This is a genomic window from Knoellia sp. 3-2P3, assembly GCF_029223115.1.
Lineage (GTDB): Bacteria > Actinomycetota > Actinomycetes > Actinomycetales > Dermatophilaceae > Pedococcus_A.
The window spans coordinates 380,041-406,045 of sequence record NZ_JARGZE010000003.1 but is presented as its reverse complement, the minus strand read 5'-3'; the positions used below and the strand labels follow the sequence as shown (position 1 = coordinate 406,045).

The window sequence follows — 26,005 nt, the reverse complement described above, 5'->3', positions numbered from 1 at the left end:
TCGGGTCGGCGCGAGGGTGGCGGGCGTGGCGCGCCCGCCTCACTCCGGGTTCTGGCCGAAGGGGTGCGCCGCCACGAAGCTCTTCGTCTCGTCGTACATGCGCTGGATGTAGCTCTCGAGCTCGGACACCTCGACGCGCCACTGCCCTCGGCCGCCGACCTTGATGGCGGGCAGCTCGCCGGAGCGGACAAGGGCGTATGCCTGGGCGGAGGAGATGTCGAGCACCTCGGAGACCTCCGAGAGCTGGATGAAGCGCTTGGTCACGGCTGCCCCTGCCTTTCCCTTGGACAGGAGGTTACCCGTCCTTGACCAAATTTTTACCATAAGCGTTCGGCTGCGTCTGCTGATTGTCGTCAGTCTCGCATCACCGCGATTTCACCGCATTGAACGGTCACGACCTGTGGACATCCCCGCCACTGTGGACTGGACGAGCCGCAGCGTGGCCCGGTGCGCCATGATGACGCACCAGACCGCAGCCAGTCAGCAAGGGGGAGCCACGTCGTGCCCGACATCGCCACGCCCAGGGCCGCGCGCCTGCAGAAGCCGTCGTGGAGGGACACCCGTCTGCTGGTCGGCATCCTGCTGGTCCTCGCCGCCACAGTGCTGGGGTCGCTGACCGTGGCGGCCGCCGACGACCGCGTGCCCATGTATGCCGCGTCGGGCCAGCTGGTCCCCGGCCAGCCGCTCAGCGCGGATCGACTCACCCGCGTCGGCGTCCAGCTCGGGGACCGCGGGGAGCGCTACCTCTCCGCCTCGTCGCCGCTGCCGCCCGGCGCCCACGTGCTGCGCGAGGTCCGTCCCGGCGAGCTGGTACCCCTGTCGGCGATCGGCGGCAAGGAGGACGTCGACCTCCAACCGCTCACTCTCGTCGTCGACTCCCGCTCGGCCGCGCCGCTGGTCGTCGGCTCGGTGGTCGACGTCTACGTCAACCCGGTGAACCCCGAGGGCGACGCGGCAGGGCGCGACTTCGAGGGCGCGCGGCTCGCGCTCGAGTCGGCCACCGTGGCCGGGCTGCCGCAGGCCGGTGGGCGGCTCAGCGGCTCGCAGGCCGAGCGTGCGGTGCAGGTGATGGTGCCCACGGAGCGGATCCGCGACCTCATCGGCGACGTCGACCTCGGCGCCAGGGTCACCCTCGTGCCGGTGCCCGGGTCGCGGCTGGGCGGGGACCAGTGAGCACGGCGGTCCTCACCGCCGTCAGCCACCAGTGGGAGAGCGAGCTCGTCACCTCCCTCGAGTCGGCTCCCGGGCTGACGGTCGTGCGCCGGTGCGCCGACCTTGCCGACCTGCTGGCCGCCGCCTCGGCAGGCCTGGCCGACGTCGCGGTGGTCTCCGCCGACCTGCGAGCCCTTGACCGGGCGGCGCTGCACCACCTGGCGAGCCACGGGGTGCGTGCGGCGGGCGTCGTTGCGCCGGGTGACGAGGCCGCCGAGCGGCACCTGCGCCAGCTCGGCCTCCACGTCGTGGTGCGGGCCGACGCCGCACCCCACGAGATCGAGGACGCCCTCGTCGGGCTCGAGGCGGCGGAGGTCCCGGGAGCCGAGCCAGGCACCGGCGAGCCCGGTGCAAGTCCGGACGGCGACCGCGACGGTCTCGGCGAGCAGCCGGACGGCGACACGTGGCGGCCCGTGGAGCAGTGCCGCGTCATCGCGGTCTGGGGGCCCACCGGTGCGCCGGGCCGCAGCACGGTGGCCCTCGGCTTGGCGGCAGAGGCGGCCGCCGCCGGCTCGCGCACGCTCCTCGTGGACTGCGACACCTATGGCTCGTCCATCGCGCAGGCCCTGTCGCTGCTCGACGAGGCGCCGGGCATGGCGGCCGCAGCCCGCGCAGCCGACCAGGGTGCCCTCGACCTCCCCGCGCTGGCCCGGCTCGCGCCCGAGGTGAGCCCGCGCCTGCGGGTGCTGACCGGCATACCCCGTGCGGAGCGGTGGCCGGAGCTGCGCGCCCCGGCGGTGGAGCACGTGCTCACCGTCGCGCGGCAGCTGGCGGAGGTCGTGGTCGTCGACTGCGGCTTCGCCATCGAGGACGACGAGGAGCTCAGCTACGACACCCTGGCGCCCCGCCGCAACGCCGCCACCCTGACCGCACTGGAGCAGGCCGACGACCTTCTGGTGGTGGGCAGCGCCGACCCGATCGGGCTCCAGCGACTGGTGCGCGGGGTGCAGGACGTCGGCAGCATCCCCTCGCCGAAACCCCAGGTGGTGGTCAACAAGGTGCGCGCCTCGGCGGTGGGCAGCCGGCCGGAGCGGCGCATCAGTGAGGCGCTGAGCCGGTTCTCGGGGATGGACGACCTGCTCTTCCTGCCCTGGGACCAGCACACGCTCGACGGGGCCCTGTTCGCCGGCAGGACGCTGCGCGAGTTCGCGCCGCAGTCCGATCTGCGCCGCGCGATGGCCGCCGTGGCGGCCCGGTGTGGCGTGGCCGCACCCGACCCGGCTGGAGGCCGGCGCCGTCGCTGACGGTGCGGTCGCCGGTCGCTGCGCCTACGCCGAGAAGAGCAGCGTGAGGCCGCCGACGGTGTAGAGCACCATCAGCACCAGCAGCGGCACCTGGCCGGTGACCGCGACGCGGCGGGGGAAGAGGGCGACGGCACGCTCGTGCGCCACGACGACGCCGAGCAGGTGGCCGGTGATGATGCCGACGACCTGGATGGTCGCCACGAGGGTCGGCTCGATCAGGGCCAGGCTCGGCTCCAGCCCGGCGGTGCCCAGCCAGTTGGCGCCGGTGCCCAGCGGGTCGGACAGCTTGGCGAGTCCGTTGACCCCCTCGTAGACGAACAGCGACCAGTAGTGCGCGACGAGGTAGCCCGCCGCGATGGGCACCAGCGAGGGGGCGAAGGCGGTGGCCAGGCCGCGCGCTGGCATCTTCGCGAGCAGGGCCGAGAACGCAGCGGCGGCCCAGAGCATCCCGGCCACGAGCAGGCACAGCACGACCAGGGCCAGGGTCTGCCACAGCCGGCCGGGCAGGTCGGAGGACTGCACGAAGGTGTACCACCACGTCTCCGACGAGAACCCGTCGTAGGCGGTGCCGCCGAGCATGACCGACGTCGTGGCGACGAGCCCGGGGCGCGCGGCGATCTCGTTCGGCCCGTGCAGGGGCGTGCGGAGCACCCACCGTCCGTCGGCCCGGCGGCCGAGCGGGCTGAGCGAGCCGTAGAGACCCGACCAGGCCTCGAACGGGTCCCCGGTGGCGAAGTAGTCGCGGCCGAACACGAGCGCGAGCAGCAGCGAGACGAGCAGGAAGCCCACGATGGCCACCCGCAGCACGGGCAGGGTCGTGTTGTCGGGGGCGATGAGCTCGAGCCAGGTGAAGGCGAACAGGCCCAGGGTGGCCGGCCACCAGCCGAGGCGGTAGGGCGCGAGGGAGAAGTCGGGGGAGACCCGGGCCAGCGCCAGCACCCCGCGGTGGAGGTGCCGCACCGGGTTGAGCACCCGCCAGATCGGCCCGAAGACCAACGACAACAGGCCCAGGCCGACCCACAGGTACACGTACACGACGTAGGGGACCGGGTTGTTGGCGTCGTCCTTGCCGAAGAACAGCGCCAGCAGGGTCCACGCCGTCAGGGCCAGGGAGAGGGCGGCGAAGACGCCCCGGACGAAGGGGGAGTCGAGGGCGAGGGCCAGGGCCGGGGGCAGCAGGCGGCCGTCGGTGCGGTGCAGGCGGGGCTGCTTCCACAGCACCCCGAGGGCCACGAACGAGATCGCCAGGGCCAGGCCGGCACCGATCAGCAGCAGGTCGAAGGGCAGGGGCAGGTCCTGCCGCGAGCCAACACCGTGCGCCGGCAGCACCGTCGGGAGGGCCGTCATCGGACGGCGAGCCTCATGAGCATCAGGGGCGGCTCGTGGGTCTCGACCTCGAAGACGCCCGGCTCGGTGCCCGTCACCGTGACGGTCGAGGGCGTCCCGGCCTTGAGCGTGCCGGTGACGTCGAAGCCGTGGGCGTGGATCTCGTCGTCGTGGTCGCTGGTGACGATGAGCGTGAGCTTCTCGCCGACCTTCAGGTCGATCGTGGCGGGAGCCGGGGTGACCCTCTTGCCCGTGATGGTGACCTCGATGGTCCGGCCCGCCGGGGTGTCGTTCGCGGGTGGGGGAGTGGTCGGGGTCTTGGCCGACGGCGGCGTCGTGGCCGTGGCGGCCGGGCTCGACGAGGTGGCCGACGGGCTCGGGCTGCCGCTCGCGGCAGGCGAGCCGGAGCCTCCCCCGCAGGCGGTGACGGCGAGCGCCAGCGCCGCCCCCGCGGCATACCAGGTGCCCCTTGAGAGGGTCATCTTCGTCACGCGCTGCAGTCTAGACAGCGCGATCTGACACCATGGACGCGTGCCCGACCGCCTGAGCTCGCTCGACGCGTCCTTCCTCTACCTGGAGGATGCGACCACGCCCATGCACGTCGGCTCGGTCATGGTGTTCGACCCCCCGGACGACGGCTTCGACTACGACCGGCTGGTGCAGCTGATCTCGCAGCGGATCGCCTTCGTGCCGCGCTACCGGCAGCGGATCCGGCAGATCCCCGGGCGCCTGGCGAATCCGGTGTGGGTCGACGACGAGGACTTCGACGTCACCTACCACGTGCGCCGGTCGGCCCTGCCCCGCCCAGGCACCGACGAGCAGCTGCAGGAGTTCGTCGCCCGGATCCAGCCGCGTCCCCTCGACCGGCACCGGCCGCTGTGGGAGGTCTACCTCGTCGAGGGCCTCGAGGACGGGCGCTTCGCGATCGTCACCAAGTCGCACCAGGCGCTGGTCGACGGGGTGCACGCGGTCGACATCGCCCACGTCATCGTCGACGACGACCCGGCGGCCGAGGGCCTGGTCACCGACACGTGGCGTCCCTCGCACGAGCCGAGCGACATCGAGCTGCTCACCGGGGCGCTGGTCGACGCCGTGCGCCGCCCCAGCGAGATCGTCGAGAACGTGCGTGGCGGCATCGTCGACCTGAAGGCGGTCGGCGGCAGGGCCCTGTCGGCGGCCGGCCACGTCGTGTCGACGATCGCGCGCACCGCGACCCGGCCGGCGCCCACCTCGCCGCTCAACGCCTCGGTGGGCGAGGCCCGCCGCTACGTGATGATCGGCACCGACCTCGACGACTACAAGAAGGTGCGCAGCAAGCTGGCCCGCGGCAACTACGCCGACGACGTCACCATCAACGACGTCATCCTCGCGACGATCTCCGGCGCCTTCCGCTCGTGGCTGCTCACCCGCGGCGAGGCCGTGCACTCGGGCACGACGGTGCGGGCGATGGTGCCGGTGAGCGTCTACGACGAGGAGCAGACGCACCACGTGGGCAGCCGCCTGAAGGCCTGCTTCGTCGACCTGCCGGTGGGGGAGCCGGGCGCCTCCATGCGGCTGCACCAGATCGCCTTCGCGATGCGCCAGCAGATGGAGGGCGGGCAGGCCGTGGGCGCCGACTCGCTCGCCGAGCTCGCCGGCTTCGCCCCGCCCACGCTGCACTCCCTCGGTGCCCGCCTCGGCAGCGCCGTGTCGCGGCGGCTGTTCAACGTCGTCATCACCAACGTCCCCGGCCCGCAGCAGGCCCTGTATGCCGGCGACGCCAAGATGGTGGCCACCTACCCCGTGATGCCACTCGCCAAGGGACAGGGGCTGTCGATCGGCCTGACCTCCTACGACGGCGGCGTCTACTACGGCCTCAACGCCGACCGTGACGCGATGCCCGACATCGACGTGCTCGGCCAGGGAGTCGTCGACTCCCTCGGCGAGCTCCTCGAGAGCAAGTCGAGCCAGCGGTAGGCGGGACGCCGTGAGCACCGAGCTCGTTCCCACCGACGCCGGACGCCCTCGGCGGGGGCTCGTGCTGGGCGGCGGGGGCGTGCTAGGCGCGGCGTGGACGGTGGGGGCGCTCAAGGCGCTCGAGGACGAGCTGGGCATGGACGCCCGCCACTTCGACGAGTACGTCGGCACATCGGCCGGCGCGGTGCTCACGGCGCTGCTCGGCTGCGGGGTCTCGGTCGGAGACCTCGTGCGCCACCAGCTCGAGGGCGCCATCGACGTGGGGCCGCTCGCGGGCTACGAGTGGGACTACCACCGCGACACCGGCGGCGACCGGCCGCCGCGGCCGCGGGTCAGCCTCGGCTCGCCGGAGCTGCTGCGCGCCAACGCCCGCCAGCTGCGCCAGCTCCCGCCGACCGCGGTGCTGTCCGCGATCGTGCCCGAGGGCCGGGGCAGCATCGAGGCGGTGGGCGCGCTCGTCTCCTGGGTGGCCGGGGGCGCCTGGGCGCCCCGCGACGGGGTGTGCGTCGTGGCGCTGGACTTCGATGCCGGTCAGCGGGTGGCGTTCGGTCGCGAGGGCGCTCCTCCCGCGCCGCTGTCGTCGGCGGTGATGGCCTCGTGCGCCATCCCGGGCTGGTACCAGCCGGTGCGGCTGGGCGAGCGCCGCTACATCGACGGCGGGGCGTGGTCGTCGACCAACCTCGACCTGATGGCCGGCCTGGGCCTCGACGAGGTCTACGTGCTGGCGCCCTCGGTGAGCTTCGTCCAGGACGCGCCCAAGCACTGGCGGACCCGGGTGGAGCGGCAGTGGCGCAACCGGGTGACCCAGCGCTGCCTGCGCGAGCTGCGCCGGGTGCACCGGGAGGGGACCCACGTCACCGTGCTCGGTCCGGGCGAGGAGGACCTCGAGGCGTTCGGCGCCAACCTCATGGACGTGGGGCGGCGGCCGCGCGTCATCGAGACGTCCCTGCGAACATCGGCGCACTCCCTGCGCGACCCGGCGCCCCTGCCGGACGCCACCGACTTCGAGGATGTGGGATGAGCCAGACCCGGATCTACGTGCCGCTGAACGCCTCGCGCCTGCGCGAGCTGAGCCGGACGCGCACGCTCACCGGGACGCCGCTGGCGGCCTTCGCGGTGACGGCACGGCTGGAGCGCTCCATGCCGACGGGGGACGAGGAGGAGTGGGAGTACGCCGCGCTGTGCGACGCAGTCGAGGCGGCTTCGGAGCTGAGGGAGACGCCGGGCGCCAAGCGGGTGGTGGCGGCGGCCGACGTCGAGGCGGACTCGGTGATGGCGGGCGGGGAGGCTGGTGCCCTCTCGTCCGTTGACGTGGGGGAGGCGGTGCCGCTTCGGCGCATCGTCTCCTTCCACATCGACGAGCTCCCGAACGCGGACGGGGCGGAGGACCTGCTCTGGTACGACGCGACGGAGCTCGACGAGGTCGCGCGTCTCATGTAGAAGCTGGAGGGCACATGGACCCACTCCATGTCCTGCAGGACGGCCTCGGTGCCGTCTGGGCCCTGAACCGGCCCGGGTGCACCACCGAGCACGTCGTGGTTGTGCTGCCCTCGCTCAACGTCTCGCAGAGCATGCTCAAGCACTACGGGCCGCGCCTGCTGTCGTTGGAACACCGGTACCTGACCGAGATGCTCATGCTCGCCCGGGTCCCCGGCTGCGAGCTCGTGTTCGTCTGCTCCACCCACCCCGGCTCCGCCGTCCTGGACTACTACGCGGGCCTGGTGCCCTCGCACCTGCAGGCCGGCGTGCGCGCGCGGGTGCACGTGGTGGCGGTCGAGGACCTGTCGGCCCGGCCCGTGGCCGAGAAGCTCCTCGAGAGCCCCTTGGCGCTGTCGCGCATCGGCGAAGTCGTGGCCGGGCGCCCGGCGATGATCGAGCCCTGGAACGTCACCACCACCGAGGTCGCCGTCGCCGAACGGCTCGGTCTGCCGCTCAACGGCACGCCTCCCGACCTGTGGCCGGTGGCCTTCAAGAGCGCCGGTCGTCGCGTCTTCCGCGAGAGCGGTGTCCCCGTCCCGGCTGGTCGCGAGGGCGTGCGCACGGTCGAGGAGGTGGCTGATGCCGTCACCGACATCATCGAGACCTGCCCGAACGCCCGTGGCGTGGTCATCAAGCACGACAACAGCGGCTCGGGCGAGGGCAACATCGTGGTGGGCATCCGCGACCTCGGGGGGCGGGCGGTCAACGGCCCTGCCCTCGCCGAGCTGCTGGAGCAGGCCATCCCCCAGTGGTACCGCCTCGACCTGTTGGGCGGCGGGGTCGTGGAGGAGCTGGTGTCCGGCCAGCCCTTCGCGAGCCCCAGCGCGCAGGTCGACGTGGCCCCGGACGGGTCGGTCTCGGTGGCCGCGACCCACGAGCAGGTGCTCTCCGGGGAGACCGGCCAGGTGTATGCCGGGTGCACCTTCCCGGCGAACCCCGAGTACACCGGTGTGCTGGCCGCCTACGCCGACGCCGTGGGCACCCGGTTGGCCGCGCTGGGTGCCCGCGGGCGTCTGAGCGTGGACTTCGTGGCCGTCCGGCGGGAGGAGTGGGACGTGCTGGCCATCGAGGTGAACCTGCGCAAGGGCGGCACCACACACCCCCTGACGGCCCTGCGGCACCTCGTGCCCGGTCGCTACGACCCCGTCCACGGCCAGTGGCTGGCCGAGCAGGGCGGGGTCCGGTGCTACTCCTCGACGGACAACCTTCTGGACCCGGCCTGGCTGGGGCTGCGGGCCGATGCGGCCATCGACGCGGTCGCTGCGGCGCGGGTGGACTTCTCCGACTCGACGAGGTCGGGGGTCGTGCTGCACATGCTGTCGGGGCTGGGCATCGACGGCAGGTGCGGGCTCACGGCCATCGCGGGCTCGCCGGAGGAGGCCACCGCGCTGGCGCAGGAGGCCCAAGCCGCCATCACGGGCGCCGCCCGGCGAGCTCGAACCATCGTTGTCGGGGGGTCCGCCTAGAGTTCAGGGTCTGTCATCCCCGGCTCACCAGGAGGCGCCCATGCAGACCCGCGACGCCCTCGCCCTGGCCCGCGAACTGGTCGCCGCGCACGGGCTGCGGGGCTGGACGGTGGGGCTCGACCGCGCCAAGACCAGGGCCGGCGCGTGCCACTACGGGAAGCGGCTGATCACCCTGAGCGGCCCCTTGACGCGGCTGCACTCCGAGGCCGACGTGCGCGACACCATCCTCCACGAGATCGCGCACGCCCTCGTGGGGCCGAAGCACCGGCACGACGAGGTGTGGCGGGCCACCGCTGTGAAGATCGGGTGCACCGGGCAGCGGTGCGTGCCCCCCGACGCCCCGAAGGTGGCCGGCGACTGGCTCGGCACCTGTCCTGCCGGGCACGAGGTGCACCGGCACCGCCGTCCGCAGCGGCCCCAGTCATGCTCCCGATGCCGGCCGTCGTTCGACCTGCGCCACCTCTTCGCGTGGACCTACCGCGGCCGCGCCGTGGCGATGTCGGCGTCCTACGAAGCGCAGCTGGCCGCCGTGCGGCGGCGGGAGGCGGAGGCCGCGGCGGCACGGGCCGGCGCGACCGACCTCTGGGGTGCGGCCGGGGCTGCGCTGGGACAGCCGCGCCAGCCCGGGCCGGCAGGCACGAAGGCGGTGGCTCGACTGGCACCCGGCACCCGGGCCCGCTGCCTGGCGCCGGGCAAGTACTACGGCGTCGTCGGCGAGGTGGTCAAGCGCGGCCGCACGCGCTACCACCTCAAGGTGCCGGCCGGCATCCTCACCGTGCCGTTCCCGCTCGTCGAGGCGGCGTAGACCAGCCCAGCCAGCGCACGGCGAGCGGTGAGCTCAGGCGTGCTGCTCCAGCCACGGGTCGACCAGGCGGTGGAAGGCGTCCGGCTTCGACCGGCGGATGCAGTGGTCGGCTCCGTCGACCTTCTCCACCTGCAGGTTCGGGTTGCCCAGGCCCCGCAGCTCATCGCGCTTCGCGTCGTCCCACAGCAGCGGGTCGTCGCAGGTGAGCACCAGTGACGGGACGGCGATCTCGGACGCCACCTCCTGCCACGTGCGGCGGACGCGCGCCTGGCCGGTGGCGAGCATCGCGAGGTCGGTCCGGGTCTTGGCCCTGGCCCAGCCGGCATACTCCGAAGGCGGCCAGCCCTCGTTGTCCGCCATCCCCTTGGCCAGTGCACCCTCCGGGTCGTCGTGCCACTCCTGCGCGTCGGTCACCCGCTGGTCGCCCACGAGCAGCCGGTCGTCCATCGACTCGGTGGGGTCCTCGCCCAGCGCGGGGTCCTCGAGCACCGTGGCGCGCACGAGGTCGGGCCGGGTGGCCGCGACCGAGCCGGCGGTGCCGCCGCCCATCGAGTGACCGATGAGCATCGGTCGCTCGACCCCCTGCTCGCGCAGGGCCTCGAGCAGCACCACCGCGTCGGCGAGCATCGTCTCGCCGACGCCGGCGTCGAGCTGTTCACGCGTGAACCGCGCCGACGTCCCGTGGCCGCGGGCGTCCCAGGCGAGCACCCGGTAGCGCGGCACCCAGCGGGCCGCCGCGTCGGTCCAGCACTCACCGGAGTCGGTGAGCCCGTGCATGAGCACCAGCGTGGTGGCTCCCTCCGGCCCCCCGAAGTCGTGGACGGTGAGCTCGGGCGGAAACTCCAGTGGCGGCATACGTGACACCATAGGGGCGCACTCACCGCCGAGAGACCCTCTAGGAGTCGCCACCCATGGATGCCGTCACCCAGGTGCCCGCCCCCGTCAACGAGCCGGTGCTCGACTACGCGCCCGGCAGCCCCGAGCGGGCCGCCCTCGAGGTGGCGCTCGCCGAGCTCGGCAGCGACCGGATCGACCTGCCGCACACCATCGCTGGCAAGCGGCTGATGGGCACGGGCAAGAGGATCGACGTGCGCCAGCCGCACGCCAAGCGCAAGGTCCTCGGCACCATGCGCAACGCCACCGTCGACGACGCCCGCGCGGCCGTCGATGCCGCCAAGGCCGCCGCCCCCGGCTGGCGCGCGCTCTCCTTCGACGACCGCGCCGCCATCCTCCTCAAGGCCGCCGAGCTGCTCTCCGGCCCGTGGCGCGCCCGGCTCAACGCCGCGACCATGCTGGGCCAGTCCAAGACCGCCTACCAGGCGGAGATCGACGCGGCCTGCGAGCTCATCGACTTCTGGCGCATCAACGTGCACTTCGCGCGCCAGATCCTCGCCGAGCAGCCGCTGCTCAACTCCAAGGGCATCTGGAACCGCACCGACCACCGCCCGCTCGAGGGCTTCGTCTACGCGATCACCCCGTTCAACTTCACCGCCATCGCCGGCAACCTGCCGACCGCCCCCGCGCTGATGGGCAACACCGTGGTGTGGAAGCCGTCGCCGACCCAGCAGTTCGCGGCGCAGCTGACCCTCGAGCTGCTCGAGGCCGCCGGCATGCCGCCCGGCGTCATCAACATGGTGACCGGCGACGGCATCAACGTCTCGAAGGTCGCCCTCACCGATCCCGACCTCGCGGGCATCCACTTCACCGGCTCGACCGCCACCTTCCAGCACCTGTGGCAGGAGGTCGGCGCCAACCTGACCACCTACCGCACCTACCCGCGTCTGGTGGGGGAGACCGGCGGCAAGGACTTCATCCTCGCCCACCCCTCCGCCGACCCCGACGTGCTGCGCACCGCGATGATCCGCGGCGCCTTCGAGTACCAGGGCCAGAAGTGCTCGGCCGCCTCGCGGGCGTACGTGCCGAAGTCGCTGTGGAAGCGCATCAAGGCCGACCTGGTCTCGATCACCGAGGGCCTGAAGCAGGGTGACGTCACCGACCTGTCGAACTTCATGGGCGCGGTCATCGACGAGCGCGCGTTCGGCAAGCACGCGGCCGCGATCGACCGGGCGCACGCCACCTCAGGTGTCGACGTGGTCGCCGGCGGCAAGTATGACGACAGCGAGGGGTACTTCGTGCGCCCCACGGTGCTCGAGATCGCCGACCCGACCGACGAGTCGTTCAGGACGGAGTACTTCGGGCCGATCCTGTCGGTGCACGTCTACCCCGACCGCCAGTACGACAAGGTGCTCGACCAGATGGAGTCGTTCGCGCCCTACGGCCTGACCGGCTCGATCATCGCCCAGGACCGCGTCGCCATCGCCGACGCGACCGAGCGCCTGCGCTTCGCCGCCGGCAACTTCTACGTCAACGACAAGCCGACCGGCGCCGTCGTGGGCCAGCAGCCGTTCGGCGGCGGTCGCGCCTCCGGCACCAACGACAAGGCGGGCGCCGCGCAGAACCTGCTGCGCTGGACCTCGGCGCGCTCCATCAAGGAGACGTTCAACCCGCCGACCGCGCACGAGTACCCGCACATGGGCTGAGCGCGCCGCCCTGACGGGGCGCCCGCGAATGCCGAGAGGGCCTGGAACCGCAGTGGCTCCAGGCCCTCTCGCCGTGTCCGGCCGTGCGGGGTGTGACGCGGTATGCCGTGTGGCTCAGCCCTGCTCGCCGCTCAGCCACTTCACGCCGGTCTGGTGCTCGATCTCGATGGCGGCCTCGATCGGCGGGGCCGCGGCCTTCTCGATCTTGCCCCCGAGGAGCGGCACGTGAGCCTTGAGGTCGGCGTCGATGTGCTGGACGGTGCCGGCACCGCCCGGCTGGAGCCGGAGCTTGCCGCCCAGCGTGATGGGGGCGCCGTGGATGTGCAGCTTGATGGATCCCTCCCGGCTGCCGTCTGGCATCGCCGGACCCCAGTCCTGGGTCTCGGCCACCTTGAGGGTCTCGCCCACCATCGACTTCGCGAAGTCGGGGAAGCCGTGCGTCGGCAGCAACCGCTCGGTCTTGATGATGGTGCGGTCGCCCGACAGCTCGACCGAGACGGCGTGCTCCAGCGCCGCGGTCGCACCGCACTTGGCCTCCTGGAACCGCGGCTCCGCCAGCATCTCGAAGACCTCGTGGGGCGGGGCGGGGAACTCGACGGTGTGCGAGATCTTCACTGACACTCCAGACGTTGGGGGCGGGTGGGTCCGTCGTCGATCGTAACCACGGCCGGGGTGTCCGGCTCCTGCGCGGCCTGCCGAGCACTGCTTGTCCACAGGGCGTCGTGGGTGGTCACGTTGTCCACAGGAGCCGAATCCGGGCTTGCGGTGCGTGCTGTTGTATGCCGTCAAAACCATTGTGCCACAGCGGGTTCCGTCGCTTTGGGGTCCAGCTGGGCTGTCGGTGCTTGCCTCTATGTTGTGGTCATGGAGGAGAACCTGAGCCACGGCCTGACCTTGGCCGAGCACCGCGAACGGATCGCGGCTGCTCGCTCCTCGCTGTCCGCGCTCGGTGAGGTGATGTGGCAGACGCCGTCGGGCGGTGGTCCGGACGGCCTGGCTGGGTTGTTGAGCGAGGTGGACGCGCTGGGCATGGCGTGCGATGCGGGCCGGGTGGCGGTGGTCGGTGAGGCGATGGAGCGTGGGGAGACCTCCGGTGGGCCGGCGGCGATGACCACGGTGCAGTGGGTCAGGCATCACGCGCCGTCGACGAGGGCCGGTGGGGCGGGCGCGATCGTCAGCGTGGCGCAGGCGTTCCAGAAGCGGGTCAACGCCCCGGTGAAGGAGGCGGTGGACACCGGGCGGCTGCCGGTGACCTCCGCTGCCGCGGTCGTGTCCGAGTTCGAGAAGCTGCGGCCGCTGCTGGCCGAGGGCGCCGAACCGCACGTGCTGGAGGGGCTGGTCGGTCTGGCCGCCGAACAGGGCCCGCGGGCCTGCCGGCAGCTGCGCCCGGCGATGCTGGCCCGCTACGGGCTGACCGATGTACTGCAGGACCAGCAGAACCTGGGCAAGGCGTTCATCTCGCTGTCCCAGCCGCGGGACACCGGCGCGGAGACGTTCGAGTACCGGCTGACCCTCGACGTCGAGGGCAAGGCGGTGTTGGAGGCCGCGCTGGGGCCGCTGTCGGCGCCGAAGCCGGTCGACGGGGAGCGCGACCTGCGCTCCAGCGACCGCAGGCGCGGCGACGCCTTGGTGACGTTGGTGCGGCGGGCGGTGGCGGCCGGGGACGAGGTGGGCGAGACGAACAAGACGACCCTGCTGCTGACCATGAGCTACGACGACCTCAAGGCCGGGCTCGGCGCGGCGACGACCCTCGGCGGGTTGGACGCCGGCATGCACCTCGCCCCGGAAACAGTCCGGCGGCTGTGCTGCGACGGCTCCGTCATCCCGATCGTCCTGAACGGCAAGGGTGAGGTCATGGACTGGGGCCTGGAGAAGCGGTACTTCACCGACGCCCAGACCAAACGGCTCTGGCTCCGCGACGGCGGCTGCACCTACCCCGGCTGCGACCCCCCGCCGCAGTGGGCGGACGCCCACCACCTTGTGCACTGGGCAGACCTCGGCCTCTCGCACCTGGGCAACGCCGCCCTGCTGTGCGAGCGGCACCACACCATCGTGCACAACCGCCGCCACGCCGGTCGCGTCGTCCGCGACGCGCACGGGGAGCGGGTCGAGTGGGACCTCACCCGAGGCTCCTACGACGAGCTCCTCGCGAGACGCGCCGCCTGCAACACCGAGACCGAGCCAGCGTGACCCCGCCCCACACCCCGCCGACCGCCGGCGGGGCCATCTGCATGCCTGGGGGCGCTCGGCGGGCCGGAGGTCCTACAGGATGTCCCCTGTTGACGATCGGATCTGCTTCGCGCGCCGTAGCGGGGTCCGGGACGCCTGACGCACCACATCACGGGGTTCGCCGCGCGACGACATGAAGAGCTCCTCCACTTCGGCACTGCGGGCAGCGCGTGGGGCACAGGTCTGGCAGGCGACGTGCCCGACACTCTGGTCGACACCTACCCACACGACCTGGACCGGATCTGGCTGCGCGTCGCGCTGCGATCGACCATCCAGGCGGCTCGGGCAGCCGCTGATCTAGGGCTGCTGGAGGCGCAGCCTGAGCTGTTGGCCGGGCACGGCCTGCGCGGCACGGTCGACATCGGCCTCGACGACCACAGCCACCACGGGGTAGCCCCCGGTCACCGGGTGGTCGGCGAGGAAGAGCACCGGCTGCCCACCCGCGGGCACCTGCACCGCACCGCGCACGACGCCCTCGCTCGGCAGCTCGTCGTCGGCCCGGTCGGGGTGCCACGCCAGCGCGGTCCCCTCCAGGCGCAGGCCGACCCGGTCGCTGCGCGACGAGACCGTCCACGTCTGCTCGTCCAGGGCTGTGGGGTCGGCCAGCCAGTCGGCACGGGGGCCCAGCACCGCCTGCAGCACGACGACGCCGTCGGTGGGAGGGGCCACCGGGGCCACGTCGACGGTCGGCTCGCCCACGGGCGGCTCCACGGGCAGCACGTCGCCGGGGCGCAGCGGCGGGGGGCCGATGCCGGAGAGGATGTCGGTGGAGCGCGACCCCAGCACCGGCTCGACGGCGAAGCCGCCCCGCACCGACAGGTAGGTGCGCAGCCCGGCGACAGGCGGCCCGACCCGAAGCGTCTGCCCGGCTCGCAGGAGGAAGGGCGCGGCGTGGGGCGCAGGACGACCGTCGACCGAGGCGAGGGCCGGGGCGCCGGTGAGCACGACCGTCACGCTCCCGCGGGCGCGCACCACGAGCCCGCCGTGGGTCACCTCGACTGCGGCGTGGGCTGGTCCCTGTCCGAGGAGCCGGGCGCCGAGGAGGAACGCGCCGCGGTCGGCCGCGCCCGAGCGCCCGACCCCGTATGCCGCCAGGCCGGGGCGGCCGAGGTCCTGCAGCAGGGCGAGGGGCCCGGTCTCGAGCACCTCGAGCTCGGCGTGCAGCGCCGGGGCCGGCCCGACCGAGGTGACCGTCACGGCATACCCTCACCGTCGATGTCGACGAACTGCACGGTGCCACCCGGCCGGAGCAGCGCCGGTGGCTCGCGCCCGACGTCCCAGAGCACGGCGTCGGTCTGGCCGATGATCTGCCACCCACCGGGGGAGGGTCTGGGGTAGATCCCGCTGAACGCGCCGGCCAGCCCGACGGCTCCCGCCGGCACCCGCGTGCGCGGCTCCTCGTGCCGTGGGACGCGCAGGCGAGGGTCACCGCCGACCAGGTAGGAGAACCCGGGGGCGAACCCGCCGAAGCCGACGGTCCACGCCATCCCCGTGTGCGCGCGGACCACCTCGGCAATGCTGAGGCCGGTCAGCGACGCGACGGCGTCGAGGTCGGGGCCGTTGTAGCGCACCATGATTCGCACGTGCGGACCGTGGGTGGCGATGGGTGCTCCGGGCTCCGGCGGTCGCCACTCCTCCACGAGCTCGCGCACCTGCTCGCGCAGCGTCGGCAGGCGCGACGGCCCCTCAGCGACCAGCAGGAGGGTGCGCGCGGCGGGCACCACGTCGACGAGGCCGGTGAGGGCTCCTGCCTCACGCCGGTCGGCGACGGCCTCGAGCAGGGCCAGTACCTGCCCGAGGTCGGCCACCTCGACGAGCAGGGCGGTGTCGCCGCACGCGTGCACGGCGGGTGCGGTCATGCGATGAAGGGGCTGATCTCGACCCCGGCGGCCGTGAGGGCCTCGCGGACAGCCGTCGCGATGGCGACGGCTCCCGGGGTGTCGCCGTGCACGCAGACCGAGTCGGCGCTCAGCTCGATGTCGGTGCCGTCGACGGCGGTGACCTTGCCCTCGGTGACCAGCCGCACGGTGCGCTGGGCGATCTCCTGCGGGGCGTGCAGCAGGGCGCCCGGCTGGGTGCGCGGCACCAGCGTCCCCTCGGGGGTGTAGCCGCGGTCGGCGAACGCCTCGGCGACGGTGCGGAGCCCGGCCTCGCGGGCAAGGTCGAGCAGCACCGAGCCCGGCAGGCCCAGCACGGCCAGCGTCGGGTCGTAGCGGCGGACCGCCTCGACGACCGCCGCGGCCTGCGACTCGTGGTGCACGACGGCGTTGTAGAGCGCGCCGTGCGGCTTGACGTAGCGCACGGTCGTGCCGGCGGCCACGCACATCCCCTGCAGGGCCCCGATCTGGTAGACCACCTCGGCGGTCAGCTCCGCCGGTTCGACGTCCATGAACCGGCGGCCGAACCCGGCGAGGTCGCGGTAGGCGACCTGGGCGCCGACCACGACGCCGCGCCCAGCGGCCTGCTCGCAGGTGCGCAGCAGCCCGGCGGGGTCGCCGGCGTGGAAGCCGCAGGCGATGTTGGCGCTCGTGACGATGGCGAGCACGGCCTCGTCGTCGCCGAGCTCCCAGCGGCCGAAGGACTCGCCGAGGTCGGAGTTGAGGTCGATGCGGGGGCCGCTCTGCACAGCTCCGAGGCTACTCGCGCAACGCTGCCGAGTGGTGGGCCAGCACCGAGCGCGCGGCTTCGAGCGCGGCGGTCAGCCGGGCGCGCCGCCGGGTCAGCTGGAGCACGGCGTGGTCGAGGTGGGCCTGGAGCTCGGAGCGCCGGGCCTCGCGGACACCGAGGGCCTCCTCGTCGGCGACGCCGGCAACACCCCAGCGGGGCACCACCCTCCCGTCCGCCACGGCCAGCCCAGCCTGCTGTGCCGCCTCCTCGACGGCACGAGCCTGCTGTAGCGCCTCTGCGAGGTCCGTCGCGTGGTCCTGCAGCAGGGCGCCCACCCGGTCGAGCTCCTCCGTGGCCGCGCTAGCGGCGTCGACCAGGGTGCGGGTGCGGCGACCCACGCTGCGGGCAACGCGTCCGGACCAGTCCTCGCCGAGCAGGGTGTGCGCCTGCCCGGAGGCCGCGCCGGCCGAGCGCAGGTCGGCCGCCAGCCGTCGCAGGGAGCCGCCCACCTGCGAACACGAGGCGGGGTCGCCGTGCAGCGCGGCGGTCACCGGAACAGCCCCTTGGGCGGCGGTGCCGAGACGTCGTCGGCGACGGGGGCTGGCGGACGGGTGGTCGCCCGCTGTGAGGTCGCGGCGATGCGCAGCCGACCCGCCAGCTCGGTGCCCTCGGCGTCCACGGCGCGCAACGTGTCGGCGAGCTGCTCGAGCAGTCCGTCCAGCGCGTTCTGGGTGGGGCGGTCGCCCAGCTCGGGGAAGTGCCCGAGCACCTCCTCGGCGCCGGCGCGCGCCACGGTGCGCAGGCTCTCGAGGGTGGCACCGAGCCCCAGGAGCCGTTCGGGGTCCACGGACGACGACGGCATACGGGTCACTGTAGTGACGCACAGGCGACGGCCCCCGCCGTTACCCACACAGGTGGGTGGCGAGGGCCGTCGTGTCCGGACGCGGGGCGCTGCCCCGCGTCGTCAGTACCAGTACTTGCGTCCGCCGACAGCGCGGCCGGTGGCGCCGAGCAGGGCGAGGATCAGGCCGACCACGATGAGGATGATGCCGATGGTCGTGAGGATCGAGATGCTGGCGAGCCAGCCGATCAGGACGAGGATGATGCCGAGGATGATCACGTGCTCTACTCCTTTGTCCGTAAGGAACGTGGTGCCACTGTGGCACCAACTTTTCCGGAAACCTAGTGTGACCTGCCGTAATCCGCGCGTCGAAGACTCACCCGATTGACGGAGGGGCCGCCCCAGCCGTCCCGGGCGGGGACGCGCCGGTCCCGTCCTGCCCCGTCGCGATCGGCGCTAGGCTCGTCCCGGGCGCACAAAGGCGTGGGCCCACCCGACGACGGAGGAACACGACCACAAGCATGTCTGCATCGCTGGAGCAGTCTCGAGATCAGTTGTTGCACGCCGCGGCCGAGCTGGGGGCCCACGCGGGGGGTGAGGGGCTCGAGACGTTCCTGCAGGGCTACTACCGGCACGTCGCGACCGAGGACCTGCTCGCCCGGGCGCCCGAGGACCTGCTTGGTGCGGCGACCCACCACCAGGAGCTGGCCAAGAGCCGGCCCATCGGCACCGTCAACGTCGAGGTGTTCAACCCCGAGGTCGAGGAGCAGGGGTGGGCCAGCGGCCACACCGTCGTGCAGATCGTCACCGACGACATGCCCTTCCTCGTCGACTCGGTGACCGCCGAGCTGGGCCGGATGGGGCGCACCGTCCACCTCATCGTGCACCCGCTGATCGTGGTGCGCCGCAACGCTGCCGGCGAGCTCGAGGAGGTCATCGGCCGCGGCACCCGTGACTCCGGTGTCGACCTCGGGCCCGAGGGCGAGTTCGGCGTGGTGCGCGAGTCGTGGATGCACATCGAGGTCGACCGCGAGAGCCACGCAGAGGAGCGCGAGGAGATCGCCGCCAACCTGCGCCGGGTGCTCTCCGACGTGCGCGAGGCCGTCGAGGACTGGCCGAAGATGCGCGCCAAGTGCAGCGAGGTCGCCGACGCGCTCAGGGCCAGCCCGCCGGTGGGCATCCCCGAGGGGGAGGTGGAGCAGACCCGACGCCTGCTCGACTGGCTCGCCGACAACCACTTCACGTTCCTCGGCTACCGCGAGTACCGGCTCGGCCGGGAGGACGGCACGGACGTGCTGACCGCCGTGCAGGGCTCCGGGCTGGGCCTGCTGCGCTACGACAGCAGCCCCGAGGGCGTGCGCCTGAGCGAGCAGGCCAGCGTGGTGGCACGTGAGCCCAAGCTGCTGATCGTGACCAAGGCCAACAGCCGGGCCACCGTGCACCGATCGACCTACCTCGACTACGTCGGCATCAAGACCTTCGACGAGCAGGGCGAGGTCACCGGGGAGAAGCGTTTCCTCGGCCTGTTCACCTCCACCGCCTACACCGAGTCGGTGACGCGGATCCCCGTGCTGCAGGACAAGATCAACGCGATCTTCGAGCGCACCGGCTTCGCCACCGACTCGCACTCGGGCAAGGACCTGCTCGAGGTGCTCGAGACCTACCCGCGCGACGAGCTGTTCCAGGCCGACCAGGACGAGCTGCACGACAACGCGACCGCGGTGCTCCACCTGCAGGAGCGCCGCAAGACCCGCCTCTTCCTGCGCAAGGACGAGTTCGGCCGGTTCATGTCGTGCCTGGTCTACATCCCGCGCGACCGCTACAACACCGCCGTCCGGCTGCGCATGGAGACGATCCTGCGCAACGCGTTCTCGGGCGCCAGCGTCGACTACACGACCCGTGTCTCGGAGTCCGCGCTGGCCCGCCTGCACTTCGTCGTGCGCGTCCCGCAGGGCCAGCGCATCCCCGAGGTCGACCAGGACGTCCTCGAGAAGCAGCTGATCGACGCCACCCGCACCTGGGACGAGGACCTGTCGGAGGCGGCTCGCACCGAGCACGGTGAGGAGGCCGCGGCCCGGCTCACCGGCCTCTACGGCAGGGCCTTCCCCGAGGCCTACAAGGAGGACTTCACGCCCCGGGTCGGTGTCGCCGACATCCGCCACATGGAGGCCCTCGACACCGAGGAGGCCACCGGGCTGAACATGTACCAGGAGCCCGGCGCCCCGAGCCACGAGCGACGCTTCAAGCTCTACCGCCGCGGCCCGCTGTCGCTGACCCAGGTGCTGCCGATGTTCACCCACCTCGGGGTGGAGGTCGTCGACGAGCGTCCCTACGAGATCTCCCGCGCCGACGGCGTCACCGTGCACATCTACGACTTCGGCCTGCGTGTGCACAACGAGAAGGTCTGGACCGGGGACTCGCGCGACCGCACGCGTGAGCTGTTCCAGGAGGCCGTCGGCGCCGTGTGGAACGGCCACGCCGAGTCGGACGGGTTCAACGCCCTCGTCCTCGGCGCCGGACTGACCTGGCGCCAGGTCGTCATCATCCGCACGGTCGCGAAGTACCTGCGCCAGACCCAGTCCACGTTCAGCCAGGACTACCTCGAGAACGCCCTCGTGCAGAACCTGCCCATCGCCGCGATGCTCGTCGAGCTGTTCGAGGAACGGTTCGACCCGAGCCGGTATGCCGGTGCGGCCGGTCCCGACCGCGCCGCCGCCGAGGAGCAGGTCGTGGGGCACATCGAGCGGGCGCTCGACGGAGTGAAGTCCCTCGACCAGGACCGGATCATCCGCGCCTTCCTCGGCGTCATCCGGGCGGCGCTGCGCACGAACTACTACCAGTCGGCGCAGGACGGCGGGGCGAAGTCCTACGTCAGCCTCAAGCTCAACCCCAAGGCGGTGCCCGACCTGCCGGCACCCCGGCCGGCCTTCGAGATCTGGGTCTACAGCCCGCGGGTCGAGGGCGTGCACCTGCGGTTCGGCCCGGTCGCCCGCGGGGGCCTGCGCTGGAGCGACCGGCGCGAGGACTTCCGCACCGAGGTGCTCGGCCTGGTCAAGGCGCAGATGGTCAAGAACGCCGTCATCGTGCCGACGGGTTCCAAGGGCGGCTTCTACGCCAAGCAGCTGCCCGACCCGACGCTGGACCGCGACGCGTGGCTGGCCGAGGGCGTGGCGTCCTACAAGATGTTCATCTCCGGCCTCCTCGACATCACCGACAACCGGGTCGCCGGCGAGGTGGTCGCGCCGGCAGACGTCGTGCGCCACGACACGGACGACCCCTACCTCGTGGTCGCGGCCGACAAGGGCACGGCGACCTTCTCCGACATCGCCAACGGCGTCGCGCAGTCCTACGGCTTCTGGCTCGACGACGCGTTCGCCTCCGGTGGCAGCGCCGGCTACGACCACAAGACGATGGGCATCACCGCCCGCGGCGCCTGGGAGTCGGTCAAGCGGCACTTCCGCGAGATGGGCGTCGACACCCAGGCGCAGGACTTCACCGCCGTGGGCATCGGCGACATGAGCGGCGACGTCTTCGGCAACGGCATGCTGCTGTCCGAGCACATCCGCCTGGTGGCCGCGTTCGACCACCGGCACATCTTCGTCGACCCGAACCCGAATGCGGCCACGTCGTTCCCGGAGCGCAGGCGGCTGTTCGAGCTGCCGCGGTCGTCCTGGGCCGACTATGACGAGACGCTGATCAGCAAGGGCGGCGGCGTGTTCGACCGGTCGCTCAAGGCGATCTCGATCACCCCGGAGATGACCGAGGCCCTGGGCCTGCCCGAGGGCGCCCGGACCATGACGCCGGCCGAGCTCATGAAGGCCATCCTCCAGGCGCCGGTCGACCTGCTCTGGAACGGCGGCATCGGCACCTACGTCAAGGCCGCCAGCGAGGAGCACTCCTCGATCGGCGACCGCGCCAACGACGCCATCAGGGTGAACGGCCACCAGCTGCGCTGCAAGGTCGTCGGCGAGGGCGGCAACCTCGGGTTCTCGCAGCTCGGCCGCATCGAGGCCTCGCTGCACGGCGTGCGGATCAACACCGACGCCATCGACAACTCCGCCGGTGTCGACACCTCCGACCACGAGGTGAACATCAAGATCCTCCTCACCGGCCTCACGCGCGAGGGCGACATGACCCTCAAGCAGCGCAACAAGCTGCTGGCCTCGATGACCGACGAGGTGGCGGCCCAGGTGCTGCGCGACAACTACGAGCAGAACATCCTGCTCGGCAACGCCCGGGCGCAGGAGCACGGCATGCTGCCCGTGCACCAGCGGCTCATCCACTGGCTCGAGGAGCGCGGCGACCTCGACCGTGAGCTCGAGTTCCTGCCGTCCGACGCCGAGCTCGACCGGCGGGCGAGCGAGGGGCTGGGGCTGAAGTCGCCGGAGTTCTCGGTGCTCGTCGCCTACTCCAAGCTGGCCCTCAAGGAGGACCTGCTCGAGTCCGAGCTGCCCGGCGACCCGTGGTTCCAGGCGACGCTGGCCGAGTACTTCCCGCAGCCGATCCGTGAGCAGTTCGCCGAACCGCTGGCGCAGCACCCGCTGCGCCGGGAGATCATCACCAACGCGGTGGTGAACTCGATGGTCAACCGCGGGGGCATCACCTTCGCGTTCCGGGCCATGGAGGAGACCGGCTCGACGCCCGAGCAGATCGCGCGTGCCTTCGTGGTGGCCCGCGAGATCTTCGACCTGCCCGGCTTCGTCACGGAGGTCGAGGCGCTCGACAACCAGGTCGACACCGAGGTGCAGACCCAGCTCTACCTCGAGTTCCGCCGGCTCATCGACCGGTCGATCCGCTGGTTCCTCACCTCGCGGCCCTCGCGTCTCGACGTGGCCAAGGAGGTGGCCCGGTTCGAGGCTGTCGTGCGCCAGTTCGCCCCCCGCATCCCCGACATGCTCAAGGGCGCCGAGCTCAAGCGGATGGAGCGCAACGCGCTGGCGTTCGAGCACCTCGGCATCCCCGCGGAGCTCGCGCGCCGGTCGGCCAGCCTGCTCGACCAGTTCTCGCTGCTCGACATCGTCGACATCGCCACCGACACGGGGGAGTCGCCGGAGTCGGTCGCGCCGCTGTACTTCGTCGTCTCCGAGAGGTTCGGCATCGACCTCATGCTGGGCCGCGTGACCAACCTTCCGCGCGACGACCGGTGGGACGCGCTGGCGCGCGGTGCGCTGCGGGACGACCTGTATGCCGTGCTGGAGTCCCTCGTGCGTTCCGCGATCGACGCGAGCGACGCGGACAAGCCGCCGGCGGAGCGCTACGAGCAGTGGGCCCACGCGAACGCTGAGTCCTTCGCCCGGGCCCGGAACGCGCTGGCCGGCATCGAGCGCCTCGAGCGGCCGAACATCGCCGCCCTGTCGGTGGCCCTGCGCACGCTGCGCTCGGTCATCCGGGCGGGCGCGGCCGTCTAGCCGTGGCGGACGACGGGCGGTGGTGACGTTGGGCCGCCTCGTCGAGGTGTGGCGCTTCCCCGTGAAGTCGATGGCGGGGGAGCGCCTGGAGTCGGCGGCCCTCGACGGGCGGGGCCTGGTGGGCGACCGCGAGTGGGCGGTCTACGACGAGGAGGGCCGGCTCGCGAGCGGCAAGCGCACCAACCGGTTCCGCCGCATGGACGAGGTGTTCACGCTGGCGGCCCGCACCGTGGGCGACCGCGTGGAGGTCGTGCTGCCGGACGGGCGGCAGGTCGTCGCCGGAGAGGGAGCGGCCGACCTCGCCCTGTCGGAGCACTTCGGCGAGGAGGTGGAGGTCGCGCCCGAGGCCGACATCGCCCACCAGGACGCGGGGCAGGTGAGCCTGGTCGGCACCGCGACCCTGCGCGAGCTGGGTGCGCTGTGCGAGCTGGAGGGGCCGGTGGACCCTCGGCACCTGCGGGTGAACCTCGTGGTGGAGACGGCTGAGCCCTTCGAGGAGGAGGGATGGCTGGGGCGCGAGGTGCGAGTGGGGGAGGTCGTGCTGAGGCCGGTCGAACGCATCGAGCGCTGCCGCATGGTCGACCTCGAGCAGGTGGGCCTCCCGGCGCTCGACGGGCTGCTCAAGGTGGTCGGGGCCGAGCGGGAGATGTGCGCCGGGGTCTACGCCGACGTCGTGGAGCCGGGCCTGCTGCGCGAGGGCGACCAGGTCACGGGCTGACCCCTGGCGGCCGCAGCGCCATCACTAGGCTGCGTGTCGTGCCCACCCTCAACGAGGCGCTCTCCGAAGCCACCGACCTCGCTCCCGCCGAGGTCGAGTGGCTCCACCTGCTCGTGGGCGACTGGCAGCTGCTGTCCGACCTGTCCTTCGCCGACCTCGTGCTGTGGGTGCCCGGCGGGGTCGAGGGCTGGCTGGCCGTGGCGCACGTGCGGCCGACGACCGGCCAGATGGTGTTCTTCGAGGACGTCGTCGGTCGGCGCAGCCACCGGGGTCGTCACGCGCTGCTGGACCAGGCGTACTCGGGGCAGCGGATCGTGCGTTCCAAGGAGCCGACCTTCCGCGACGACATGCCGGTGCGCGAGGAGGCCATCCCCGTCGTGAAGGCGGGCCGCGCGCTGGCGGTGCTGACCCGGCATACGAACCTCGCGGCCATGCGCACGCCGAGCCGCCTGGAGCTCACCTACCAGGCCATCGCGGACGCGCTGGCACGGATGATCGCGGCTGGCGAGTTCCCGCACGCCGCCGCCCCCACCGGGCTGCGCCGTGGCGCGCCCCGCGTCGGTGACGGCGTGATCCGGCTCGACGTCAACGGCGAGGTCACGTACGCCAGTCCCAACGCGCTGTCGGCGATCCACCGGCTCGGCCACGTCGGGGACGTCATCGGTGAGCTGCTGGCCAAGGTGGTGGCCGACCTGCTGCGCGACGAGTCGCCGGTCGACGAGTCGCTCGCACTGGTCGTGACCGGCCGGGCGCCGTGGCGCACCGAGGTGGGCGCGCGAGGTGCGAGCGTCTCGATGCGGGCGATTCCGCTCACCGAGGCCGGCCAGCGCACGGGGGCGCTGCTGCTGCTCCGCGACGTCTCCGAGCTGCGGCGTCGCGAGCGCGAGCTCATCACCAAGGACGCCACCATCCGGGAGATCCACCACCGGGTGAAGAACAACCTCCAGACCGTGGCTGCCCTGCTGCGCCTGCAGGCCCGCCGGCTGCCGGAGGGTGAGGGGCGCACGGCCCTCGAGGAAGCGGTGCGCCGCGTCGGCGTCATCGCCCTGGTGCACGAGACGCTCAGCCAGGGCTTCGACGAGCGGGTGAACTTCGACGAGATCGCCAGCCAGGGGCTCAAGGCCGTGGTCGAGGTGGCTCGAGGTGAGCACCCGATCCACTCGCACATCGTCGGCGAGTTCGGCCTGCTCCGCGCCGAGGACGCCACCGCGCTCGCGATGATCCTCTCCGAGCTGATCCAGAACGCCGCCGAGCACGCGCTCGCCGAGCGGGGCGGGACCATCGAGGTGGCGGCGAAGCGCTCGGGCGAGGACGGCCACGAGGTGCTCGAGGTGAGCATCACCGACGACGGCGCGGGGCTGCCGCCGGACTTCGCGCCGGGCCGCTCAGGCCTCGGGACGCAGATCGTCCAGTCGCTGGTGCAGGACCTGCGCGGGCGCATCACGTGGGAGCCGGCGGACCCGCGAGGCACGCGGGTGCGGTTCGTCGCCCGGCTCCGGCCGCTCAGCCGGGACTCCTCCGCCTGACGGCGGTGCCGAGTATGCCGGGTGTGCCGGTTGCGCCGGTCGGCGGCGCGAAAACGCCGCGCGGGGGAAGCCCCAGCGCGGCGTGCGGTGGGAGACTCAGCCGGCGCGGCGGGCGCGAGCGTTGCGGCGCTTGAGGGCGCGGCGCTCGTCCTCGGACATGCCGCCCCAGACGCCGGCGTCCTGACCGGACTCGATGGCCCACTTCAGGCAGGTGTCGACCACCTCGCAGCGTCGGCAGACGGCCTTGGCTTCCTCGATCTGCAGGATCGCCGGGCCGGTGTTCCCGATCGGGAAGAACAGCTCCGGGTCCTCGTCGAGGCAGGCAGCGCGGTCGCGCCAGTCCATGAAGATCGTGCTCCTTGTCATTGCGGGGTGTCGCAGGGGGTGCCGGTGGGGGTGGTCGGCTGGCAAGGCGCGTCGTTGCGTCGTGCGGGGGTCATGCGCCGCTCGGGTCGCACAGCCGATCGGCCATGCTAGCGAAGAGGCCCACGGTGTGGGGAGGATGAAACGCAGGGGTGCGGTCATTCTCGGGGAAGACACACGTCTCTGCCAACGGCACAGCGGCGGCTTTCTGTTCCACCCTCACAGATGACGCGAGGTTTTCACAGGGGTTTCTTTCAGGAAACGTGGCGATTTGCCTGAGGGATT

Annotated in this window: 24 protein-coding genes; 12 read left to right on the top strand and 12 right to left on the bottom strand. The window is 72.4% G+C overall.

The features are described from left to right. Nucleotides 1-39 precede the first annotated feature (39 nt). The gene (locus P0Y31_RS12035) at nt 40-264 is read right to left on the bottom strand and encodes a helix-turn-helix domain-containing protein (RefSeq protein WP_141777395.1); all 225 of its coding nucleotides are present in this window, start codon (nt 262-264) and stop codon (nt 40-42) included. A 237-nt stretch (nt 265-501) separates the two neighbouring features. On the opposite strand from P0Y31_RS12035, the gene P0Y31_RS12030 reads away from it, so the two are divergent. Both P0Y31_RS12030 and P0Y31_RS12025 read left to right on the top strand, forming a co-directional pair. After that, nucleotides 502-1,173 carry a hypothetical protein gene (locus tag P0Y31_RS12030; protein ID WP_275869645.1) on the top strand — a complete coding sequence of 224 codons (672 nt, stop codon included), beginning with the start codon at nt 502-504 and terminating at the stop codon, nt 1,171-1,173. After that, on the top strand, nt 1,170-2,456 hold the full coding sequence (locus tag P0Y31_RS12025) for a hypothetical protein (protein ID WP_275869643.1): 1,287 nt from the start codon (nt 1,170-1,172) through the stop codon (nt 2,454-2,456). Before P0Y31_RS12030 ends, P0Y31_RS12025 begins: the two co-directional genes overlap by 4 nt. A 24-nt stretch (nt 2,457-2,480) precedes the next feature. On the opposite strand, the gene P0Y31_RS12020 is transcribed toward P0Y31_RS12025, so the two are convergent. Then, the gene (locus tag P0Y31_RS12020) at nt 2,481-3,803 is read right to left on the bottom strand and encodes a hypothetical protein (protein WP_275869641.1); all 1,323 of its coding nucleotides are present in this window, start codon (nt 3,801-3,803) and stop codon (nt 2,481-2,483) included. Further along, on the bottom strand, nt 3,800-4,273 hold the full coding sequence (locus P0Y31_RS12015) for a hypothetical protein (RefSeq protein WP_275869639.1): 474 nt from the start codon (nt 4,271-4,273) through the stop codon (nt 3,800-3,802). The genes P0Y31_RS12020 and P0Y31_RS12015 overlap by 4 nt, the downstream gene beginning before the upstream one ends. A 40-nt stretch (nt 4,274-4,313) precedes the next feature. Here P0Y31_RS12015 and P0Y31_RS12010 point away from each other — a divergent pair, with 40 nt between their 5' ends. The 5 genes from P0Y31_RS12010 to P0Y31_RS11990 are packed head-to-tail and all read left to right on the top strand — an operon-like array spanning nt 4,314 to nt 9,488. Further along, the gene (locus P0Y31_RS12010; protein ID WP_275869637.1) at nt 4,314-5,738 is read left to right on the top strand and encodes a wax ester/triacylglycerol synthase family O-acyltransferase; all 1,425 of its coding nucleotides are present in this window, start codon (nt 4,314-4,316) and stop codon (nt 5,736-5,738) included. A gap of 10 nt (nt 5,739-5,748) precedes the next feature. After that, nucleotides 5,749-6,759 carry a patatin-like phospholipase family protein gene (locus P0Y31_RS12005; protein WP_275869635.1) on the top strand — a complete coding sequence of 337 codons (1,011 nt, stop codon included), beginning with the start codon at nt 5,749-5,751 and terminating at the stop codon, nt 6,757-6,759. Beyond that, entirely contained in the window at nt 6,756-7,178 is a 423-nt protein-coding gene (locus P0Y31_RS12000; RefSeq protein ID WP_275869633.1) for a hypothetical protein, read from the top strand. Before P0Y31_RS12005 ends, P0Y31_RS12000 begins: the two co-directional genes overlap by 4 nt. A gap of 14 nt (nt 7,179-7,192) precedes the next feature. Next, the gene (locus P0Y31_RS11995) at nt 7,193-8,683 is read left to right on the top strand and encodes a peptide ligase PGM1-related protein (protein WP_275869631.1); all 1,491 of its coding nucleotides are present in this window, start codon (nt 7,193-7,195) and stop codon (nt 8,681-8,683) included. Nucleotides 8,684-8,723: 40 nt separating this feature from the next. Then, nucleotides 8,724-9,488, top strand: a complete 765-nt coding sequence (locus tag P0Y31_RS11990; protein WP_275869629.1) for a SprT-like domain-containing protein — start codon at nt 8,724-8,726, stop codon at nt 9,486-9,488. Nucleotides 9,489-9,521: 33 nt separating this feature from the next. On the opposite strand, the gene P0Y31_RS11985 is transcribed toward P0Y31_RS11990, so the two are convergent. After that, nucleotides 9,522-10,343 (bottom strand): alpha/beta hydrolase, encoded by an 822-nt coding sequence (locus P0Y31_RS11985; protein WP_275869628.1) that lies wholly within the window; start codon nt 10,341-10,343, stop codon nt 9,522-9,524. A 56-nt stretch (nt 10,344-10,399) separates the two neighbouring features. On the opposite strand from P0Y31_RS11985, the gene pruA reads away from it, so the two are divergent. Then, on the top strand, nt 10,400-12,028 hold the full coding sequence (gene pruA, locus P0Y31_RS11980; RefSeq protein ID WP_275869626.1) for an L-glutamate gamma-semialdehyde dehydrogenase: 1,629 nt from the start codon (nt 10,400-10,402) through the stop codon (nt 12,026-12,028). Nucleotides 12,029-12,142: 114 nt separating this feature from the next. Here the strand turns inward: pruA and P0Y31_RS11975 are convergent, their stop codons facing one another. Continuing rightward, nucleotides 12,143-12,643, bottom strand: coding sequence for a DUF2505 domain-containing protein (locus P0Y31_RS11975; RefSeq protein WP_275869625.1), 501 nt, complete (start codon nt 12,641-12,643; stop codon nt 12,143-12,145). A gap of 249 nt (nt 12,644-12,892) precedes the next feature. On the opposite strand from P0Y31_RS11975, the gene P0Y31_RS11970 reads away from it, so the two are divergent. Beyond that, entirely contained in the window at nt 12,893-14,218 is a 1,326-nt protein-coding gene (locus tag P0Y31_RS11970) for an HNH endonuclease signature motif containing protein (RefSeq protein WP_275869624.1), read from the top strand. Between the two features lie 336 nt (nt 14,219-14,554). On the opposite strand, the gene P0Y31_RS11965 is transcribed toward P0Y31_RS11970, so the two are convergent. From P0Y31_RS11965 to P0Y31_RS11940, 6 genes are all read right to left on the bottom strand, one after another. After that, complete coding sequence (locus tag P0Y31_RS11965; RefSeq protein ID WP_275869622.1) at nt 14,555-15,454, bottom strand: biotin-dependent carboxyltransferase family protein; 900 nt, start codon at nt 15,452-15,454, stop codon at nt 14,555-14,557. Then, complete coding sequence (locus tag P0Y31_RS11960) at nt 15,451-16,116, bottom strand: allophanate hydrolase subunit 1 (protein WP_275869621.1); 666 nt, start codon at nt 16,114-16,116, stop codon at nt 15,451-15,453. The genes P0Y31_RS11965 and P0Y31_RS11960 overlap by 4 nt, the downstream gene beginning before the upstream one ends. Next, the gene (locus P0Y31_RS11955; RefSeq protein ID WP_275869619.1) at nt 16,113-16,883 is read right to left on the bottom strand and encodes a 5-oxoprolinase subunit PxpA; all 771 of its coding nucleotides are present in this window, start codon (nt 16,881-16,883) and stop codon (nt 16,113-16,115) included. The genes P0Y31_RS11960 and P0Y31_RS11955 overlap by 4 nt, the downstream gene beginning before the upstream one ends. A gap of 10 nt (nt 16,884-16,893) precedes the next feature. Next, nucleotides 16,894-17,415, bottom strand: coding sequence for a hypothetical protein (locus P0Y31_RS11950; RefSeq protein ID WP_275869617.1), 522 nt, complete (start codon nt 17,413-17,415; stop codon nt 16,894-16,896). After that, nucleotides 17,412-17,726, bottom strand: a complete 315-nt coding sequence (locus P0Y31_RS11945; protein WP_275869615.1) for a hypothetical protein — start codon at nt 17,724-17,726, stop codon at nt 17,412-17,414. The genes P0Y31_RS11950 and P0Y31_RS11945 overlap by 4 nt, the downstream gene beginning before the upstream one ends. A 102-nt stretch (nt 17,727-17,828) precedes the next feature. Further along, entirely contained in the window at nt 17,829-17,984 is a 156-nt protein-coding gene (locus P0Y31_RS11940) for a DUF6131 family protein (RefSeq protein ID WP_275869614.1), read from the bottom strand. Between the two features lie 242 nt (nt 17,985-18,226). Here P0Y31_RS11940 and P0Y31_RS11935 point away from each other — a divergent pair, with 242 nt between their 5' ends. Genes P0Y31_RS11935 through P0Y31_RS11925 form a run of 3 tightly spaced genes read left to right on the top strand, consistent with a single transcriptional unit; the run spans nt 18,227 to nt 25,357 of the window. Next, complete coding sequence (locus P0Y31_RS11935; protein WP_275869612.1) at nt 18,227-23,113, top strand: NAD-glutamate dehydrogenase; 4,887 nt, start codon at nt 18,227-18,229, stop codon at nt 23,111-23,113. 22 nt (nt 23,114-23,135) lie between these two features. Continuing rightward, nucleotides 23,136-23,831 carry an MOSC N-terminal beta barrel domain-containing protein gene (locus P0Y31_RS11930; RefSeq protein WP_275869610.1) on the top strand — a complete coding sequence of 232 codons (696 nt, stop codon included), beginning with the start codon at nt 23,136-23,138 and terminating at the stop codon, nt 23,829-23,831. 38 nt (nt 23,832-23,869) lie between these two features. Further along, nucleotides 23,870-25,357: a PAS domain-containing sensor histidine kinase gene (locus tag P0Y31_RS11925; protein WP_275869608.1), complete on the top strand. Its 1,488-nt coding sequence runs from the start codon at nt 23,870-23,872 to the stop codon at nt 25,355-25,357. Between the two features lie 96 nt (nt 25,358-25,453). On the opposite strand, the gene P0Y31_RS11920 is transcribed toward P0Y31_RS11925, so the two are convergent. Next, a complete protein-coding gene (locus tag P0Y31_RS11920; protein WP_056882623.1) occupies nt 25,454-25,702 on the bottom strand; it encodes a WhiB family transcriptional regulator in 249 nt (82 codons plus the stop codon). Between the last annotated feature and the right edge of the window lie 303 nt (nt 25,703-26,005).